The sequence below is a fragment of the Clostridium sp. OF09-36 genome (genome assembly GCF_003481985.1).
Lineage (GTDB): Bacteria > Bacillota > Clostridia > Lachnospirales > Lachnospiraceae > Brotaphodocola.
The window spans coordinates 157,714-174,021 of record NZ_QUMD01000002.1; the positions used below are offsets into that span (position 1 = coordinate 157,714).

Genomic DNA, 16,308 nt, shown 5'->3' on the forward strand with positions numbered 1-16,308 from the left:
ATCCAAGCACAAGCGGCCCAATTTGCTTCATTTCCATTGATTTTCCAGCTTTTCCCAGCAGGAAACCGCAAAATAACCTACTCTGCCAGATATTTCTCCAAAAATGCAAACAATGCTTCCATCTCTTCCCGCGTACCGATGCTGATGCGCAGATAGTTAGAAAGGCGCGGCTGATCAAAGTAACGCACATAGATCTGCTGCTGTTTCAATTCCTCAAACAATTCTTTTGCAGGGACACGGCTGTGGGACGCAAAAATAAAATTGGACATGGAATCCGGGAAAGTAAAGCCAAGTTCCGTCAGACGGGTTTTGGACCATTCCCTAGTATCGATGATCTTCTGCACGGTTTCCTTGAAATAGGCATCATCTTTCACAGCTTCGGTTCCTAAAATCAGGGACGGCATGTTCATGGTGTAGGAATTATAGGAATATTTCACATCATTAAGCGCCTTGATGAGGCCCGGGTGGCCGATTGCAAAGCCGATACGCATACCAGCCATGGAACGGGACTTACTAAAGGTCTGTACGACCAGCAGATTCTCGTATTTCTGGATCAGCTCCAGGCTGACTTTCCGCCAAAATCGATATAAGCCTCATCCACGATCACCACCACATCCTGATTGTGACGGATGATATCCTCTACGTCTTCCAAAGATAAGAGAAGTCCGGTCGGTGCATTCGGGTTCGGGAAGATCACTCCGCCATTTTCACGGTAATAATCCTCCGGACGGATGCAAAAGCTTTCATCCAGAGCCGGTGTCTCATAAGGAACCTGGAACAGATCTGCCCATACCTTATAGAAGGAATAGCTCACATCCGGAAATAAAACCGGCTTTTGGGAATTAAAGAAGGTCAAAAAGCTCATGGCAATGACATCGTCTGAGCCAACGCCTACAAATACCTGATCATCTCCCACACCGTAATACTCCGCCAGCACATGGACCAGCTCGGATGCCGTCGGGTCCGGATACTTGCGGAAACATTCAATTTCCATATTTTTCAGCGCTTTTTCTACCCCTGGTGCTGGCGGATATGGATTTTCATTGGTATTTAACTTGATCAGCCGGTCCCCCTTCGGCTGCTCCCCCGGTACATAAGGAACTACTTTGCGGATATTACTCTCCCATGCTCTCATCTTCGTGTCCTCCTGTCGTTTGTCTGTCCGAATAACAGCTGCTGTGCCAGGCAAAGCTTTGCCATCCGGCACAGCAGCTGGTGTAATCTCAGATTCTTTTTTCCGTACATGTTCCGTGCAAGACTACCTCGGATTTTAGCACAGTCCGTATTCTTTTGCTACTGCCTCGAATGCCGGCAGGGAACGCTCAATCTGCTCATAAGATACGCAGTAAGCGATACGCACATAGCCAGGACATGCAAAAGAGCTTCCCGGTACCAGTAACAAGTTATGCTTCTGGGCCTGTGCACAGAATTCTTTATCATCTGCGACCGGAGCCTTTACAAAAAGATAGAAGGCACCCTCTGGTTTGATGCACTCAAAACCGAACTTCTTTAAGCTGTTGTAGAGGAGGTTGCGGTTTTTATCGTAAGCGTCTAAGTTGACTGCAGCGCCTTTCTCAATACAACGTTTGATGACTCTCTGGATCAGGGACGGCGCATTGACACAGCCCATGACGCGGTTTGCGATAGTGGCTGCCGTGAAGACCTCTGCACTGTCTGTCAGCTCATCCGGGATCACCAGATAGCCGATACGCTCACCAGGCAGGGACAGGGATTTGCTGTAGGAATAGCATACAACCGTGTTTGCGTAATATTTTGTCACATACGGTACAACCGCTCCGTCGTAAGCCAGCTCACGGTACGGCTCATCAGAGATCAGCACGATCTCGATTCCAAGCTCTGCGCTCTTTGCACGGAGAATGTCTGCCAGACGGGTGAGAGTTTCATCGGAATAAATAACACCGGTCGGGTTGTTCGGGGTATTGATGATGACTGCCTTGGTACGTGCCGTGATCTTTTCTGCAAACTCCTCCAGGTTTGGCTGGAAGTCTTTCGTATTCGGTGAGACCACGATCAGCTTTCCATCGTAGTTGCGCACATAGTTACCATACTCTACGAAGTAAGGAGCAAAAGTCAGGACCTCATCCTCCGGGTCCAGGATGGTCTTTAAAATGATGTTCAGGCCGCTGGCTGCTCCTACGGTCATCAGGATATTACCCTGGTGGAAATTTGTCCGGAAACGGCGGTTTAAATCCTGTGCGATGGTCTCCCGCACATCCTCATAGCCGGAGTTACTCATATATCCGTGAACAAAGGTGGAATCCTCTTCCTTCAAAGTCTCGATGATGGAGTCTTCTACCTCCTGCGGTGCCGGTACATTCGGATTTCCGAGGCTGAAATCGTAGACATTTTCTGCACCGTAAATAGCTGCCAGGCGCTTTCCTTCTTCGAACATGACACGGATCACAGAGTTATTCTGGACCAGCGGATTCATTTTTTTTGAGATCATTTTCATATCCTCCTCATCACAAAATTGTTTGGTATCACATAACTGCTTGATAGCTTCGCAGTTACGGCATATAGCAAAGCAGCTCCCACCAGATTACTCTGTAGCGAAAGCTGCAATGTATTCCTTTGCATTATTATACAGGATTCTTTATAAAATTACCAGCGGCTTGCCCTCAAATGGTAAAACAAAGCCATAGCACCTGTCACGATCAGGTAAAACCAGGTTGTCGTATTGGAAAACCAGGTCGTAAAAAAGGATAGCATCAGGTATGCTGCAAGCTGCGCATACAGCAGATACCCAAGCGGATTTCTCATTTCCCGGAGCTTTACCACCAGAATATAGGCAATGGCACCGAGGATACAGGAAAAAATCAGGACTCCGATCCATCCAAAATCATAGTAAGCATCGTAGAACAGCGTCAGGGTCGTGAGCTCTGTCTTATCCACATAAATCGGGAAATTAATCAGCTGCGGGAAGAAAAATTTCAGTCCCGACAATGCCCACAGCGGGAACAAGCCCTTCAGTCCAAAACTATGTCCCGGCAGTGCCTCCACCAGACAATTGAAGTTGTCGTAGTTATTGGCAATGTAAATATACGGCTGGCTGATGAAGATCGGCATGGATGCTCGCTTCATCTCAAAAATTCCATTCAAATACTCAATGTTATGGCTTCTCGCCACTGTCAGGATCAGGTAAAACGGAAGCAGCACCGCAAACAGCGCTAAAAGCCAGCCCGGATGGAACATTTTCTGCAGGGAAATGTAGGTAAATACTGCCAGCAGCACTGCAAATACAAGCTGAAACCTGGATACGCAAAGAATCGGGACTAGCAGGGAAATGCCGGTCATGATGAGTGATGCCATGAGAAGCTTCTCACTTCCTCTTCCATTCCGCATATGGATGTAAAGCACGGTAAGCGATGGCACCAGCACACAGGAGACCGTAAAATAATGAACGCCTGTCAGATGAAATTCCGAGTAGGCATGCGGCACCCCGCGCAAAAACAGGGGAACATAGCCCAAGGTCACGGCCTCTGCGATAAAACAGCCAAACGATAATACCGTCAGAACGCAGATCATGGTAAATACTGGCTTTGGATCACCGGAAAAGCTTCTCCAGCGCCCATAGCCATCGTACCCGGAGCCATACACACGGACCAGTATCTCAAATACCAGCCAGAAGCCTATGTACGCCAGGAACAGGCAAAACCAGGTCATGCGGGACCAGTCGGTCTGGAGATTGCTAAGCTTCATACAGGCTAATCCCTCGCCGCCTACCCAGAATAAAGAAAACAGTCCACGCAAATGGATCAGGTTCTTATATTTCCGGTAATCCTCCATGTAAAGCCATCCGGCTGCTGCCAAAAGCAGCAGGCCAGATATCAGGTAATGGCCAAACCTTGCCAGAATATAAGATGCCAGATAACAGATCACATAGACTGCCATATTTCTTTCTCCTCGTGTGAATGTATTTGTGTAGCTGTTTTATCGTTTTATAAATGGCTGCCTCCTGCAATGCAGGTGACAGCCGAAAATCTAAATTTCATTAAGCCCGCGCAGCAAACTCTCTCATATATGCTTCCACCTCTGCCGCAGTCGCAAAGCTCATGGCCTTGTCGGCCACCGCCTGAAGCTCACCGATGCTATAGCTGGTGATCAGCTTTCTGGAATACAGGATTGCAGATGCACTCATACTGAACTCATTTAAGCCAAATGCCAGAAGCAGCGGGATCATAAGAGGATCGCTTGCCGCCTCGCCGCACATGCCTACCATAATGCCAGCCTCGCGGCCACAGGTAATGATCCGCTTGATGCTGCGAAGCACTGCCGGGTTAAAGGTAGAATACAGGTAAGATACCTTGTCATTTCCGCGGTCCACAGACATCGTGTACTGGGTCAGGTCGTTGGTTCCGATGCTGAAGAAGGCTGCTTCCTTGGCAAATACATCTGCCATCAAAGATGCTGCTGCCGTCTCTACCATGATACCAACCTCGATATTCTTCTTGTACGGGATATTCTTCTCATCTAATTCCTTCTTGATCTCTTCGATCAGTGCCTTTGCCTCGCGAAGCTCTTCGATGCAAGTCACCATCGGCACCATGATCTTGATGTTGCCATAAGCACTGGCGCGAAGCAGAGCACGAAGCTGCGGCTTGTATACATCTTCCTTGCGGTCCAGACAGAAACGGATCGCACGGTAGCCCAGGAATGGGTTTTCGTCTTTGGTCAGGCCCATATACGGGATTTCTTTATCGCCGCCGATATCCAGGTACGGATAATGACCGGCTTGTCTTTCAGGCCTTCTGCCACAGCTTTATATGCCTCAAACTGTTCTTCCTCGGTCGGCATTGCTGTGCGGTCCATAAATAAAAACTCTGTGCGGAAAAGACCAACGCCTTCTCCATCGTACTGGAGAACCTTTTCTAAGTCTTCCGGCTTACCGATGTTTGCGACCAGCTCAATATGCACGCCATCCTTTGTCACGGTTTGCTTGCCGATATACTGCTCCAGTTCCTGCTTTTCTTTCAGGAATTTTTCCCGTTTTGCGGAGAATTCATCTACAACCTCCTGGTCTGGATCTACATAAACAAGACCTTCACTGCCGTCTAACACAATTACATGACCATTGTGGACCTGGTTCATTAAATCCGGAACTGCAACAACTGCCGGAATTTCCAGCGCACGGGCAAGAATCGCACTATGGGAGGTCTTACCACCCAGCTCTGTCACGATACCAGTCACATGTTCCGGGTTGATTCCTGCCGTCATGGACGGGGTCAGGTCCTTCGCTACCAGAATGCTGCCTGCCGGAAGCGATGCGATGTCCACACTCTCTATCCCGAGCAGCTCCCGCTGCATACGGGTCTTAATGTCGCGCATATCGGTTGCACGCTGCTGCATCAGCTCGTCATCCATTGCTGCAAACATATCTGCATAGGTCGTACATACCTGCTCGATCGCATATTCTGCACAAATGCCTTCGCCGGTAATGGCGGTTTCAATTTCCCCAGTCAGCATCGGATCCATCAAAAGCATCATATGGCCCTGCATGATCTCCGCTTCCTTCTCCCCTACTCTGGTTGCGAGATCTGCTGCAAGCTCCTCGGTTTTCTTAAGAGTTTTCTCGAGCGCCCCCTTAAAGCGTTCTACCTCAGCTGCTGGGTCTGCAACTGCCTCTCTCTTGATCACCAGTTCCTTTTCTTCTACGATCACGGCGCTCCCAATGCCGATTCCAAAAGAAGCGTTTGTACCTTTTAACATGATACGTCCTCCTTATTAATTAATTATTTATTATTACTCCCCTAGCCCACTCTCAATGACTCCAATGATTCCGTCAAGTGCCTCCTGTTCATCCGGTCCTTCGCAGATGAACTCTACCTCGTCCCCGCATTTGATGCAGGCACCCAGTACACTGAGCACACTCTTTGCATTGGACGTGGTATTTCCAAAATGGAATTTAATGGAGGACTTATACTTGATTGCCTCATTGCAAAGCACCCCGGTAGGGCGAAGATGAAGTCCCGATACGTTTCTGATAACAATTTTTCTGCTAACCATGTTATCCCTCTTTCTGTCAGCCGGCGCTTGCGCCGCTCGTCTCTGTGTCTTGTAATTTTGTCATATCATTTTCATTGCTGGTCTCTGATTCCGTTGTTTCTTCCTCGGATGCAGTGGTCTGCTCCAGCTGCGCTGCCGGTCCACCGGCCGTAACTTCTATATTAAATGCGGAAACAGAAATCAATTTAAAATTCTTGCCAAGTCCACTCATACCCAGAGTTCCGGTATGGGAACCAAGCTGCAGGCCAGACAGATTCAGCGTAGCTTTTAAATCTGCCGGCTTTAATGTGTCAAGATCTTCCTTTAAGCCCTGAAGCTTTACCTCGATCCTGGACGGGGACAGATGGTAATGATAATAATCTGCTCCATTTTCCATGGAAATATCCGGCTCCGTCAAAGTGATCGTGCGGGTAGTAAGCTGTTCCACCTTCAGGCGGATGGTAATCGTTGTATCGTCTGCGTTCGCCAGGGTGACGCCCTCTGGAAGATAATCATTTAAATTTACGGTAAGAACCTTGTCCTGGGTTGCCCCGGACACGCTCAGTACGGAAGACGGAATGGTTATCTTATTGACCGCTGCCAGACTATTTTTCAACCCAAGCACGGATACACTCTTCACACTGCACTCCACTCCTGTGTACTGGTACCCAGACGCCGCAGCTCCTGTCACCTCAAAATCGAGCGGCAACGTTTTTACCTTGCTGATTTCCAGACTGTACTGAATCTCAGCAGGACTCACGCTCACCCGGTCGCTGACGGTAATCTCGTTGCCGTTGGCATCGTAAAAGACCGGCTCAGCAGTTCCATCCGTACTGCTTTCCAGACCATTCACATTCAATTCAATTCCCACATGGTTGATCAGGCCAACCTGGGAGGTCGGACCTTCTACCGTTACATGGTCCGGGTTCAGGATTGCTTTGTTGATCGCATAGTCCTCAGCCAGGCTGCCATAGGTGTTCATGATCAGCGAAAACTGCTTGTTCTGCAGCTCCTCCGTCTGGATACGGACTACGCCCGGCCTGCTTTCTGCATTGGAGACCAGTTCTTTATTATTTAGTACTTCGATCTTTACCTGCACAGAGCCTGTTACATCGTAGAGCTCTGCCAGATCTACATAGGCGCGGAAATCTGATGAACGGATCTTGTATGCATCCTTGGTCCGCACATCAAAGTACACGGTCACTGTATCTTTTCCGCCCAATTCATAGGTTCTTCCTGCCTTGGTCAGGACCTGTTCGTTTACAATCTCCAGCGGGACCTCTTTGCTTCCTGTCACCTCCGGGTTTGAAACATTGACTACAACAAGCCATACAAAAAACGCCAGAAAGCAGGAAAGAATCTTAAGTCCAAGGTTATTTATCAGTTTTTCTTTCATTTCTGCGCTTTCCCTTCCAAATCTTTAACAGTGTGCCATTGGTTTCTTCCTGGGTTTCTGCTACTGCAAGCGCCCTTCTCAGATCGTCTGCTGTAGAAATTCTCCTCAGTCCGCCTTTTTCCACTACCGAGACTCTTCCGGTCTCCTCCGACACGACCACGGTAAGACTGTCCGTGATCTCGCTGATACCGACTGCCGCACGGTGCCTCGTTCCCAGGTCCTTACTGATGGTCATATTATCGGATAACGGCAGGTAACAGGTTGCCGCCGTAACCCGGTTGCCACGGATTACAACTGCACCGTCGTGAAGCGGTGTATTGTGTTCGAATATATTGATCAGAAGCTGGCTGCTGACCAGACCATTGATCTCAATACCGGTCCGCTCGATTTCCTTTAAGGATACGTTCCGCTCAATTACCATAAGTGCCCCGGTCTTTACTTTTGCCATCTCAAAGGTAGCCTTCACAATTTCATTTACGGTACGCTCAGAAAAGCCCTGGCTTTCTTTATTGTCGTCAAACGAAAAAAGCTCTGAGATCAGATTCCTGCTTCCCAGCTGTTCCAGGGCCTTGCGCAGCTCCGGCTGGAAAATGATCACCAGTGCTGTTACCGCAATACCACCGGTCTTTCCCAGGATCCACAAAATAGTGTCCCAGTGAAAGATCGCTGCTGCTACTGCAAATGCCATGATCATGGCAATGCCCCGCATCAGATACCAGGCTCTGGTGCTCTTGACCCATAACAATGCGTAATACACCAGGATCGTCAGAATGATGATCTCGGTGATATTAGAAAATGTAATTCTTGGCAAAAAGGAGATCCAGGAGCGCATGCCCTGAAAAACCATCTCCAAATTCTGGAATATGCCAACCATACCTGGTCCTCTCTTTCTATTTCATTTGCCGGACACGCATACGTGTACAGCAATTGAGGTGCCGGCGCCTCCGTGTCCAGCAGCCTTTCATTTACCGTATATTTCTGCGCTCATGTCTGCCTCTTGCCGGATCGTTGATGCGCTGGACCTTAACATCGGTTCTTGCAACGGCTACCTTCGGCACTGCCTTCACATAGTATACGTAATCGTCGTCCTCATACTGCACATACTCTGTACGGGTATAATCTACCGTAAAGACAAAAAAATGATATAGCAATGCCACTAGCAGGGAAACCAGTGCACCCGCCAGAAGCTGTGGCACCGGCATGGATACATGGAACATAAAATCTCCCACAAATACTGCGGCGAGCTGTGCGATCGTCCCGGTCACGATTGCAATCTCCCAGGCATAATCCAGAGACATATTATGAAGCATATAAACGCAAAGGATTCCAACCACACATACCATGATCATGACTGCCATTTCCTGGTTGGAAAGCAGCCCGCGGATGATCTGTACAAATTTCTGGGTAATATCAACCGATGCATCGTTAGTCAGCACCCCGGCATTCTGTTTCACATAAGAAATAATGAAATAGATCACAACGCCACTGCTTACCGGGATCACAGAAAGAAGGCTGCCGGATAAGCCTGCCAAAAGCGGCACAGCGAACGGGATCTTCAGTAAAAATGCCATAGGAGCCAGCACCAGCCAGAAGCTGTCACCGGGCTGAAAGCCATAATACAGCAGGATCAGAATGATCAGGACCACAGCCGTGATCAGTGCAGTTCCATGGAACTGCATAAATGTGCGCCAGCATAACGATACCCAGCAAAAAGCCGATCGCCCCGTAAGGAAGAAATGCGCTGATCACCGCAATAGCCAGCATGGCTACCATACTGGTCAGCTCTGTCTGGTAACCAATATTTCCATTTAAGAGTGTTACCGCTGACATACTATATAAAAATTTCACGGCACCATTCACCAGTGTCGCATACCTTCCGTAAAATTCCTTCAGCCGTTCTTTAAGTGCGAGAAATATCATCATAGCGGCTGCCCTCCTTCGTCAGTTCTCTGGTACGACTCTGAACATCATACCGTTTTTCCAGCCTTTTCAGCTTTGCGATATAAACGCGCATGCCACGCCTTGCATATTCGTAGCGTTTGCTGCTCACAAACCAGGTTATGACCAGATACAGGACCAGACCTGCCAGATAAAGGACTGCACCAGCTTTTGCGGCACCAGCCACCTCATCCAGCTCCATAACATTCAGCAGACGCTCCATGCTGTACAATACCCAGATCAGCGCACATAAAATGAAGCAGACCGTATACACAAAGAAGGACCGCATGATACGGCCACTGATATAATCGCTGCGGAAAAAGCGGTTTGCCGGAGCGATGTGCTTCCCTTCCCGCTTTTCAAACATGGCAATGCTTGTCATCAGCTTGATCTTGTCTTCATTCAGCATAAAAAATGTTCTCCATCATCTATTAAAAAGAATACTCGTTACTCGTGACTTTGTCACTCGTTTGCCTCGTCGTTCGCCGAAAACATGTAAACATGTTTCTGGCTCTCTTGCACTCGTTACATTTTAACACATTTATTCTGTCAATGCCACCGTTCGGACGGTTTTTTTGTTCTTTTTCAGTATAACATAAAAATACCGCCATGTAAAACACGGCGGTATCTTTTCAAACTTATTTTGTCTGTTTTATAACGTTTTTATTCGTTACTGCACACGCGCACATATCCGGCAACGTTTATTCATCCACGCTGTAGTTTGGAGCCTCTTTGGTGATGTGGATGTCATGCGGATGGCTCTCTTTTAAGGAAGCTGCAGAAATCTTCACGAAACGTCCGGTTTCCTGCAGGGTCGGGATATCTTTTGCTCCACAATAACCCATACCGGAACGAAGTCCGCCGAGCATCTGGAATACGGTATCCTCTACCATACCCTTGTATGCCACACGTCCCTCAACGCCTTCCGGAACCAGCTTCTTCGCATCAGACTGGAAGTAACGGTCTTTGCTTCCATTCTCCATCGCTGCGATAGAACCCATGCCACGGTAAACTTTGTATTTTCTTCCCTGATACAGTTCGAAGGTTCCCGGGCTCTCGTCGCATCCTGCGAACATGCTGCCCATCATGCAGACATTACCGCCGGCAGCGATTGCTTGGTGATGTCTCCGGAGTACTTGATACCGCCATCGGCGATGATCGGAATACCGTACTCTTTTGCAACTGCGTAGCAATCCATAACTGCCGTGATCTGCGGAACACCGATACCAGCAACCACACGGGTGGTACAGATAGAACCAGGTCCGATACCAACCTTAACTGCGTCTACACCAGCCTCGATCAGAGCCTTGGTTGCCTCACCGGTTGCAACGTTTCCTGCAATAACCTGTAGATCCGGGTATGCTTCCTTGATCATTCTGACACAGCGCAGAACATTCTCGGAATGTCCGTGTGCGGAGTCCAGAACAACAACATCAACATGTGCTTTTACCAGAGCCTCTACACGCTCCAGCACGTTTGCGGTGATACCGACAGCCGCGCCACAGAGCAGACGGCCCTGTTCGTCTTTTGCGGACAGCGGATATTTGATCTGTTTTTCAATATCCTTGATGGTGATGAGTCCTTTTAAGTTGAAATCATCATCAACGATCGGCAGCTTCTCTACTCTTGCCTTTGCAAGGATACGCTTTGCCTCAGTAAGGGTAATGCCCTCTTTTGCTGTAACTAAATGTTCGGAGGTCATGCACTCTTTGATCTTCTTAGTGAAATCCTCCTCGAACTTTAAGTCACGGTTGGTGATGATACCAACCAGCTTGCGACCCTCTGTGATCGGGACACCAGAGATGCGGAACTTTGCCATAAGCTCGTCAGCATCCTTTAAGGTATGCTCCGGGGAGAGGAAAAACGGATCAGTGATGACACCATTCTCCGAACGTTTCACCTTGTCTACTTCCTCTGCCTGCGCTTCAATTGACATATTCTTGTGAATGATACCAATACCGCCCTGACGCGCCATGCAATTGCCATACGATGCTCTGTAACGGTATCCATGCCCGCACTCATAAGCGGAATGTTCAGTTTAATCTTCTTGGTCAGATAAGTGGTTAAATCTACCTGATTCGGAATAACCTGGGAATAAGCCGGCACCAGGAGCACATCGTCAAACGTAATGCCCTCACCAATAATTGTACCCATTATTCGTTCCTCTCTTTCTTTTGTTTTTTGGTTCATAATATTTCAATGTGTAGCGCCGTTATTTTATTAGCACAGCTAATATTTCGGCTCCATTGAATCTATTGAACTTATTAATTGCATATTGTAGCAAATTTCTGTCCGCTTGTCAAATACTTCTGAAAGGAATTTGTCCGTGAGGAATTTTATTGAAAAAAGAAGAGGCGGAACCGCTCCGAAAGGGGCAATTCCGCCTGTGAGGTTGTGGGTATTATATTTTTCACCAAAGATTCACTCGTGAACCCCGCGCTGACGCGCTCTATGTCTGCTATCGCAGACGGTTCACTCGTTAGTAGTCTAGACTCGTGAACCCCGCGCTGACGCGCTCCATGTCTGCTGTCGCAGACGGTTCACTCGTTAAGACGCTGGGAAAACAAATGTCTGCTTCGCAGCCGCTTGTTTTCCCTGGTCGCGTCTTACATCATTCCGCCCATGCCGCCGCCGGCTGGCATTGCCGGAGTTTCTTCTTTGATGTTTGCTACTACAGACTCGGTGGTCAGAAGGTAGATGCTACGCTGGTTGCGTTCTGCAGTGCGCTTCTGGTAACCTTAGCCGGATCCAGGATGCCAGCCTTGATCATATCAACATACTCTTCCTTGTATGCATCGAAGCCATAGCCTACCGGAGACTCTTTTACCTTATTGATAATAACAGAGCCTTCCAGACCTGCGTTTGCAGAAATGTGGAACAGCGGAGCCTCCAGAGCTTTCAGGATAATCTTACCACCGGTCTTCTCATCGCCCTCAAGGCTGTCTACTACAGACTTGATCTCCTGGGTTACATGAACATATGCAGAGCCGCCGCCTGCGATGATGCCCTCTTCTACTGCTGCTCTTGCTGCAGACAGTGCATCTTCCATACGAAGCTTTGCTTCTTTCATCTCGGTCTCGGTTGCAGCGCCGACACGGATGACTGCTACGCCGCCTGCCAGTTTTGCAAGACGCTCCTGCAGTTTCTCTTTATCAAACTCAGAAGTGGTCTCACCGATCTGTGCACGGATCTGTGCAACTCTTGCTGCGATCTCGTCCTTGTTGCCGCAGCCGTCAACGATGATGGTGTTCTCTTTCTGAACTTTTACGGATTTTGCACGGCCAAGCTGCTCCATAGTGGTATCTTTCAGTTCAAGACCAAGCTCCTCGGAGATAACGGTACCGCCGGTCAGGATAGCCAGATCCTTTAACATCTCTTTTCTTCTGTCGCCGTAGCCCGGTGCTTTCACACCAACAACAGTGAAGGTACCTCTTAATTTGTTGACGATCAGGGTGGTCAGTGCCTCGCCCTCGATGTCCTCTGCAACGATCAGCAGTTTGGAACCAGACTGTACGATCTGCTCCAGAACCGGAAGGATCTCCTGGATGTTGGAAATCTTCTTATCGGTAATGAGGATGTACGGATCATCCAGATTTGCTTCCATTTTATCCATATCGGTGCACATATAAGCGGAAACATAACCACGGTCGAACTGCATACCTTCTACCAGGTCAAGCTCAGTCTTCATGGTCTTGGACTCCTCGATGGTGATCACGCCGTCTTTGGAAACTTTCTCCATAGCGTCTGCAACCATCTCGCCGACCTCATCGTCTGCTGCAGAAATAGATGCAACACGTGCGATGCTGTCTCTGCCGGAGATCGGCTGGCTCATCTTTGCGATTGCCTCAACTGCAGCCTCGGTTGCTTTCTTCATGCCCTTTCTTAATACGATCGGGTTAGCGCCTGCTGCCAGGTTCTTCATACCTTCGTTGATCATAGCCTGTGCCAGAACAGTTGCGGTGGTGGTACCATCACCAGCTACATCGTTGGTCTTGGTTGCTACTTCTTTTACCAACTGTGCGCCCATGTTCTCAAACGGATCTTCCAGCTCGATCTCTTTTGCGATGGTCACTCCATCGTTGGTGATGAGCGGAGCACCGAAAGACTTATCCAGAACAACGTTTCTTCCTTTCGGTCCAAGGGTTACACGAACGGTATCTGCTAACTGATTAACACCTGCCTCCAGGGCTTTTCTTGCTTCTACGCCATATTTAATCTGTTTTGCCATGACTAAATTCCTCCAGTTTCTATCAATAAATAATGTTTAATCTCTTATTCAATAACTGCCAGAATATCATTCTGTTTTACAACAACGTACTTCTCGTCCTCAACCTCTACTTCGGTTCCGGAGTACTTGGAGTAGATAACCTTATCACCCGGTTTTACCTGCATGGTGATCTCTTTGCCGTCAACCACACCGCCAGGACCTACTGCGATAACCTCTGCCTGCTGTGGTTTTTCTTTTGCCTGGCCCGGAAGTACGATACCAGATTTGGTAGTCTCCTCTGCCACAAGCTGTTTTAATACAACCCGATCAAATAACGGTACTAATTTCATGGATAACTCCTCCTTACATCGAATCTTTTTTTCTTTCACGGGGCCTTAAAAACTCCCCTCTCTGATGTACATTACCATTTATAGCACGAGTTGTTAGCACTGTCAAGTATCGAGTGCTAATTTTATTATTTTTTTATAAGTTGACCCTTTTCTTTTTCACATCTTCGTATTAAAATAAACGCAAGACAGATATTCAGGAAAGGGGTAGTGTATTATGGCAAAAAAATTTGGGAAGCTTATGGTCCTGGCAACGATTGCAGGAGCTGCTGCTGCCGGCATTTCTTATCTCACGAAATACCGGTCATTCAATAAGGAACTGGACGAGGATTTTCACGATTTCGAGGATGAGGACGACACCGAGGTTCCGGACAGCACCATGAGCCGCAACTACGTTTCTCTTCACGCCGACAAGGATGAATTTCTCGTAGCTGCAGGTGACATGATGAATGCCGCTAAGGACGCCGCAAGTGCAGCCAAAAACATGGTAAAGGATGCTGCTGCGATCGTGGCAGACAATACCCGCGAGGCTGTCAGCGTAGCTCGCGACGGTGCACAGAAGGCAGGCAGTGCCGCTGAGGATGCTGCCGAAAAAGCAGAAACTGTTGTAGAAGATGTCGTAGAAAAAACGGAAAGTGCGGTAGAAGACGCTGTCATTAAAACCGAGGATGCTGTTGAGAACATCACAGAAACCGTAGAAGACGCCATGGCTGAAACCGCAGAAAAACTGGAGGATGCTGCAGACAAGGCAGAGGACATCACCCCAGAAGATACTCCGGTCACGGACACTTCCGCAGAGGATGTGGCTGAGGAAGAAAAACAGGTAAATAACGGACAGGCATCTGCTAAAGAGCCAGCCGCAACCACAGTCAGCGACGATACCGAAGCATAACAGGTATAAAAAACGGATCCGCATTCCTTTTCGGGGGATGCGCGATCCGTTTTTTTCCGGTCTGTCTCTTTTCATTTCTTCCAGCCCGCTTGTTCCAGGCTTTACTTACATGCCCCTTTCTTCCAGCATCGGGTCAAAATTCCTACGCCCTCCCGGATCGCATCTTCATTCAGGCTGGCATAGCCCAGCACAACCGTGGCTGACCGGTGGTTATGCTCCGGATGGATAAAATAACTGCTCAGTCCATAAACCTTAACCCCGGCTTCTGCCGCCAGGCTGATCAGTTCCTGCTCGGACCGATTATATTTCGAAGTCAGCAGAATATGGATCCCGGCATGTTCTCCGCGGATTTCAAACTGCTCTTTCAACGGCTCGATCAGTTCGATCAAAAGATCGTGTTTTGTCTTGTATATCGCTCGCATACGGTTCAGATGCCGCTCAAAATATCCCTGTGACAAAAACTGGTACAAAATATTCTGGTCAATGCGCGATACCGTAGACGCATAGAATGATGTCTGGCTGCGATAACGCACAAGGAGCGGCTTCGGCAGCACCAGATAGCTGACACGAATTGCCGGGGCAATGCACTTGGAAAACGTTCCAAGATAAATCACCTTTCCGCTGCGGTCCATGCCCTGAAGCGCCGGAATCGGCTTTCCACGGTAACGGAATTCACTATCGTAATCATCTTCTATGATATAACGCCCCGCTTCTTCCACTGCCCACTTCAAAAGCTCCTGGCGCCGCCCGACCGGCATCACAACTCCGGTAGGGAACTGATGGGACGGCATCACATAAGCGACATTGGCACCGCTCTCTGACAGAATCGATGGATCCATACCATTGGCATCCATCTCCACCGGGCAGACCTCATAACCCAGGCTGTGAAACACCCGGTACGCCTGCTTGTAAGTCGGGTTCTCCATGGCGATCACATGCTTCCCCTCTAAAATCTGGGATAACAGCACCAGCAGGTACTCACTTCCCGCACCCACAATGATCTGCTCTGTGCTGCAGTTGACCCCACGGGCAGAATGCAGGTAGCTGCGGATTGCCTCGCGAAGCCCCGGCTCCCCCTGGTGGTCTCCAGAGTGAAACATCTCTTTGTTGTCATCAACCAGCGTATTGCGGCTCAGCTTGCGCCACACATGATAAGGGAAGCTGTCCAGATCAATTCCCCGCGGGGAAAAATCCACACGCCACCCTGCATCCGGCTCTGCCGCAGTCTGCATCTCCTCCGTGCCGGACGGCCCGGTCTCCACCAATTCCTCCAGATGACTGACAAAATAGCCGCGGCACGGCCGGGCTTCCATATACCCCTCGGCCAGCAGCTGGTCATAGGCCATCTGCGTTGTGCTGCGGCTAACTTTCAAATGCTCTGCCAGTACCCGCGTAGAGGGAAGACGGTCGCCTGCCTTTAAGGCACCGCCTCGGATCTCTGCGCAGATATGGGAGTAAATCTGTTCATACAGTGGTTTTTTCGACCGGGAATCAAGCGGAATCAAAAGTTCCATAGTCTTATCCC

Annotated in this window: 11 protein-coding genes and 4 pseudogenes; 1 reads left to right on the forward strand and 14 read right to left on the reverse strand. The window is 48.8% G+C overall.

The features are described 5' to 3' along the window. Positions 1 to 77: 77 nt before the first annotated feature. The 13 genes and pseudogenes from hisC to DXA97_RS02545 all read right to left on the reverse strand — a co-directional run bounded on the left by hisC (position 78) and on the right by DXA97_RS02545 (position 13,894). Positions 78 to 1,135, reverse strand: a pseudogene (gene hisC / locus DXA97_RS02490) (histidinol-phosphate transaminase). Between the two features lie 135 nt (positions 1,136 to 1,270). Further along, positions 1,271 to 2,467: a pyridoxal phosphate-dependent aminotransferase gene (locus tag DXA97_RS02495; RefSeq protein WP_118718461.1), complete on the reverse strand. Its 1,197-nt coding sequence runs from the start codon at positions 2,465 to 2,467 to the stop codon at positions 1,271 to 1,273. Between the two features lie 155 nt (positions 2,468 to 2,622). Then, a complete protein-coding gene (locus tag DXA97_RS02500; protein WP_118718462.1) occupies positions 2,623 to 3,912 on the reverse strand; it encodes an O-antigen polymerase in 1,290 nt (429 codons plus the stop codon). A gap of 100 nt (positions 3,913 to 4,012) precedes the next feature. Further along, positions 4,013 to 5,727: pseudogene (gene ptsP, locus DXA97_RS02505) on the reverse strand (phosphoenolpyruvate--protein phosphotransferase). 33 nt (positions 5,728 to 5,760) lie between these two features. Then, positions 5,761 to 6,024, reverse strand: coding sequence for an HPr family phosphocarrier protein (locus DXA97_RS02510; RefSeq protein WP_118718463.1), 264 nt, complete (start codon positions 6,022 to 6,024; stop codon positions 5,761 to 5,763). Positions 6,025 to 6,040: 16 nt separating this feature from the next. After that, positions 6,041 to 7,399, reverse strand: coding sequence for a CdaR family protein (locus DXA97_RS02515; protein WP_118718464.1), 1,359 nt, complete (start codon positions 7,397 to 7,399; stop codon positions 6,041 to 6,043). Then, positions 7,377 to 8,273 (reverse strand): diadenylate cyclase CdaA, encoded by an 897-nt coding sequence (cdaA, locus tag DXA97_RS02520; RefSeq protein ID WP_243107527.1) that lies wholly within the window; start codon positions 8,271 to 8,273, stop codon positions 7,377 to 7,379. Before cdaA ends, DXA97_RS02515 begins: the two co-directional genes overlap by 23 nt. A gap of 91 nt (positions 8,274 to 8,364) precedes the next feature. Then, complete coding sequence (locus DXA97_RS02525) at positions 8,365 to 9,078, reverse strand: ABC transporter permease (protein WP_243107528.1); 714 nt, start codon at positions 9,076 to 9,078, stop codon at positions 8,365 to 8,367. Beyond that, complete coding sequence (locus DXA97_RS20650) at positions 8,996 to 9,322, reverse strand: hypothetical protein (RefSeq protein WP_243107529.1); 327 nt, start codon at positions 9,320 to 9,322, stop codon at positions 8,996 to 8,998. Before DXA97_RS20650 ends, DXA97_RS02525 begins: the two co-directional genes overlap by 83 nt. Then, complete coding sequence (locus DXA97_RS02530) at positions 9,300 to 9,746, reverse strand: hypothetical protein (RefSeq protein WP_118718465.1); 447 nt, start codon at positions 9,744 to 9,746, stop codon at positions 9,300 to 9,302. The genes DXA97_RS20650 and DXA97_RS02530 overlap by 23 nt, the downstream gene beginning before the upstream one ends. Before the next feature lie 292 nt (positions 9,747 to 10,038). Continuing rightward, positions 10,039 to 11,491 (reverse strand): annotated as a pseudogene (gene guaB / locus DXA97_RS02535) (IMP dehydrogenase). A 452-nt stretch (positions 11,492 to 11,943) separates the two neighbouring features. Further along, positions 11,944 to 13,565: pseudogene (gene groL, locus DXA97_RS02540) on the reverse strand (chaperonin GroEL). Positions 13,566 to 13,609: 44 nt separating this feature from the next. Next, positions 13,610 to 13,894, reverse strand: coding sequence for a co-chaperone GroES (locus DXA97_RS02545; protein ID WP_118543715.1), 285 nt, complete (start codon positions 13,892 to 13,894; stop codon positions 13,610 to 13,612). A 214-nt stretch (positions 13,895 to 14,108) separates the two neighbouring features. Here DXA97_RS02545 and DXA97_RS20000 point away from each other — a divergent pair, with 214 nt between their 5' ends. Beyond that, entirely contained in the window at positions 14,109 to 14,783 is a 675-nt protein-coding gene (locus DXA97_RS20000) for a hypothetical protein (protein ID WP_182436778.1), read from the forward strand. A gap of 101 nt (positions 14,784 to 14,884) precedes the next feature. Here the strand turns inward: DXA97_RS20000 and DXA97_RS02555 are convergent, their stop codons facing one another. Further along, positions 14,885 to 16,297, reverse strand: coding sequence for a PLP-dependent aminotransferase family protein (locus tag DXA97_RS02555; RefSeq protein WP_118718466.1), 1,413 nt, complete (start codon positions 16,295 to 16,297; stop codon positions 14,885 to 14,887). Positions 16,298 to 16,308: the final 11 nt, after the last annotated feature.

Bases quoted from the DNA above. Each gene is read 5' to 3' on its own strand.
- DXA97_RS02495 (WP_118718461.1), bottom strand. From the start codon at position 2,467: ATGATCTCAAAAAAAATGAATCCGCTGGTCCAGAATAACTCTGTGATC.
- DXA97_RS02500 (WP_118718462.1), bottom strand. From the start codon at position 3,912: ATGGCAGTCTATGTGATCTGTTATCTGGCATCTTATATTCTGGCAAGG.
- DXA97_RS02545 (WP_118543715.1), bottom strand. From the start codon at position 13,894: ATGAAATTAGTACCGTTATTTGATCGGGTTGTATTAAAACAGCTTGTG.
- DXA97_RS02530 (WP_118718465.1), bottom strand. From the start codon at position 9,746: ATGCTGAATGAAGACAAGATCAAGCTGATGACAAGCATTGCCATGTTT.
- DXA97_RS02525 (WP_243107528.1), bottom strand. From the start codon at position 9,078: ATGCAGTTCCATGGAACTGCACTGATCACGGCTGTGGTCCTGATCATT.
- DXA97_RS02555 (WP_118718466.1), bottom strand. From the start codon at position 16,297: ATGGAACTTTTGATTCCGCTTGATTCCCGGTCGAAAAAACCACTGTAT.
- cdaA (WP_243107527.1), bottom strand. From the start codon at position 8,273: ATGGTTGGCATATTCCAGAATTTGGAGATGGTTTTTCAGGGCATGCGC.
- DXA97_RS20650 (WP_243107529.1), bottom strand. From the start codon at position 9,322: ATGATGATATTTCTCGCACTTAAAGAACGGCTGAAGGAATTTTACGGA.
- DXA97_RS02515 (WP_118718464.1), bottom strand. From the start codon at position 7,399: ATGAAAGAAAAACTGATAAATAACCTTGGACTTAAGATTCTTTCCTGC.
- DXA97_RS20000 (WP_182436778.1), top strand. From the start codon at position 14,109: ATGGCAAAAAAATTTGGGAAGCTTATGGTCCTGGCAACGATTGCAGGA.
- DXA97_RS02510 (WP_118718463.1), bottom strand. From the start codon at position 6,024: ATGGTTAGCAGAAAAATTGTTATCAGAAACGTATCGGGACTTCATCTT.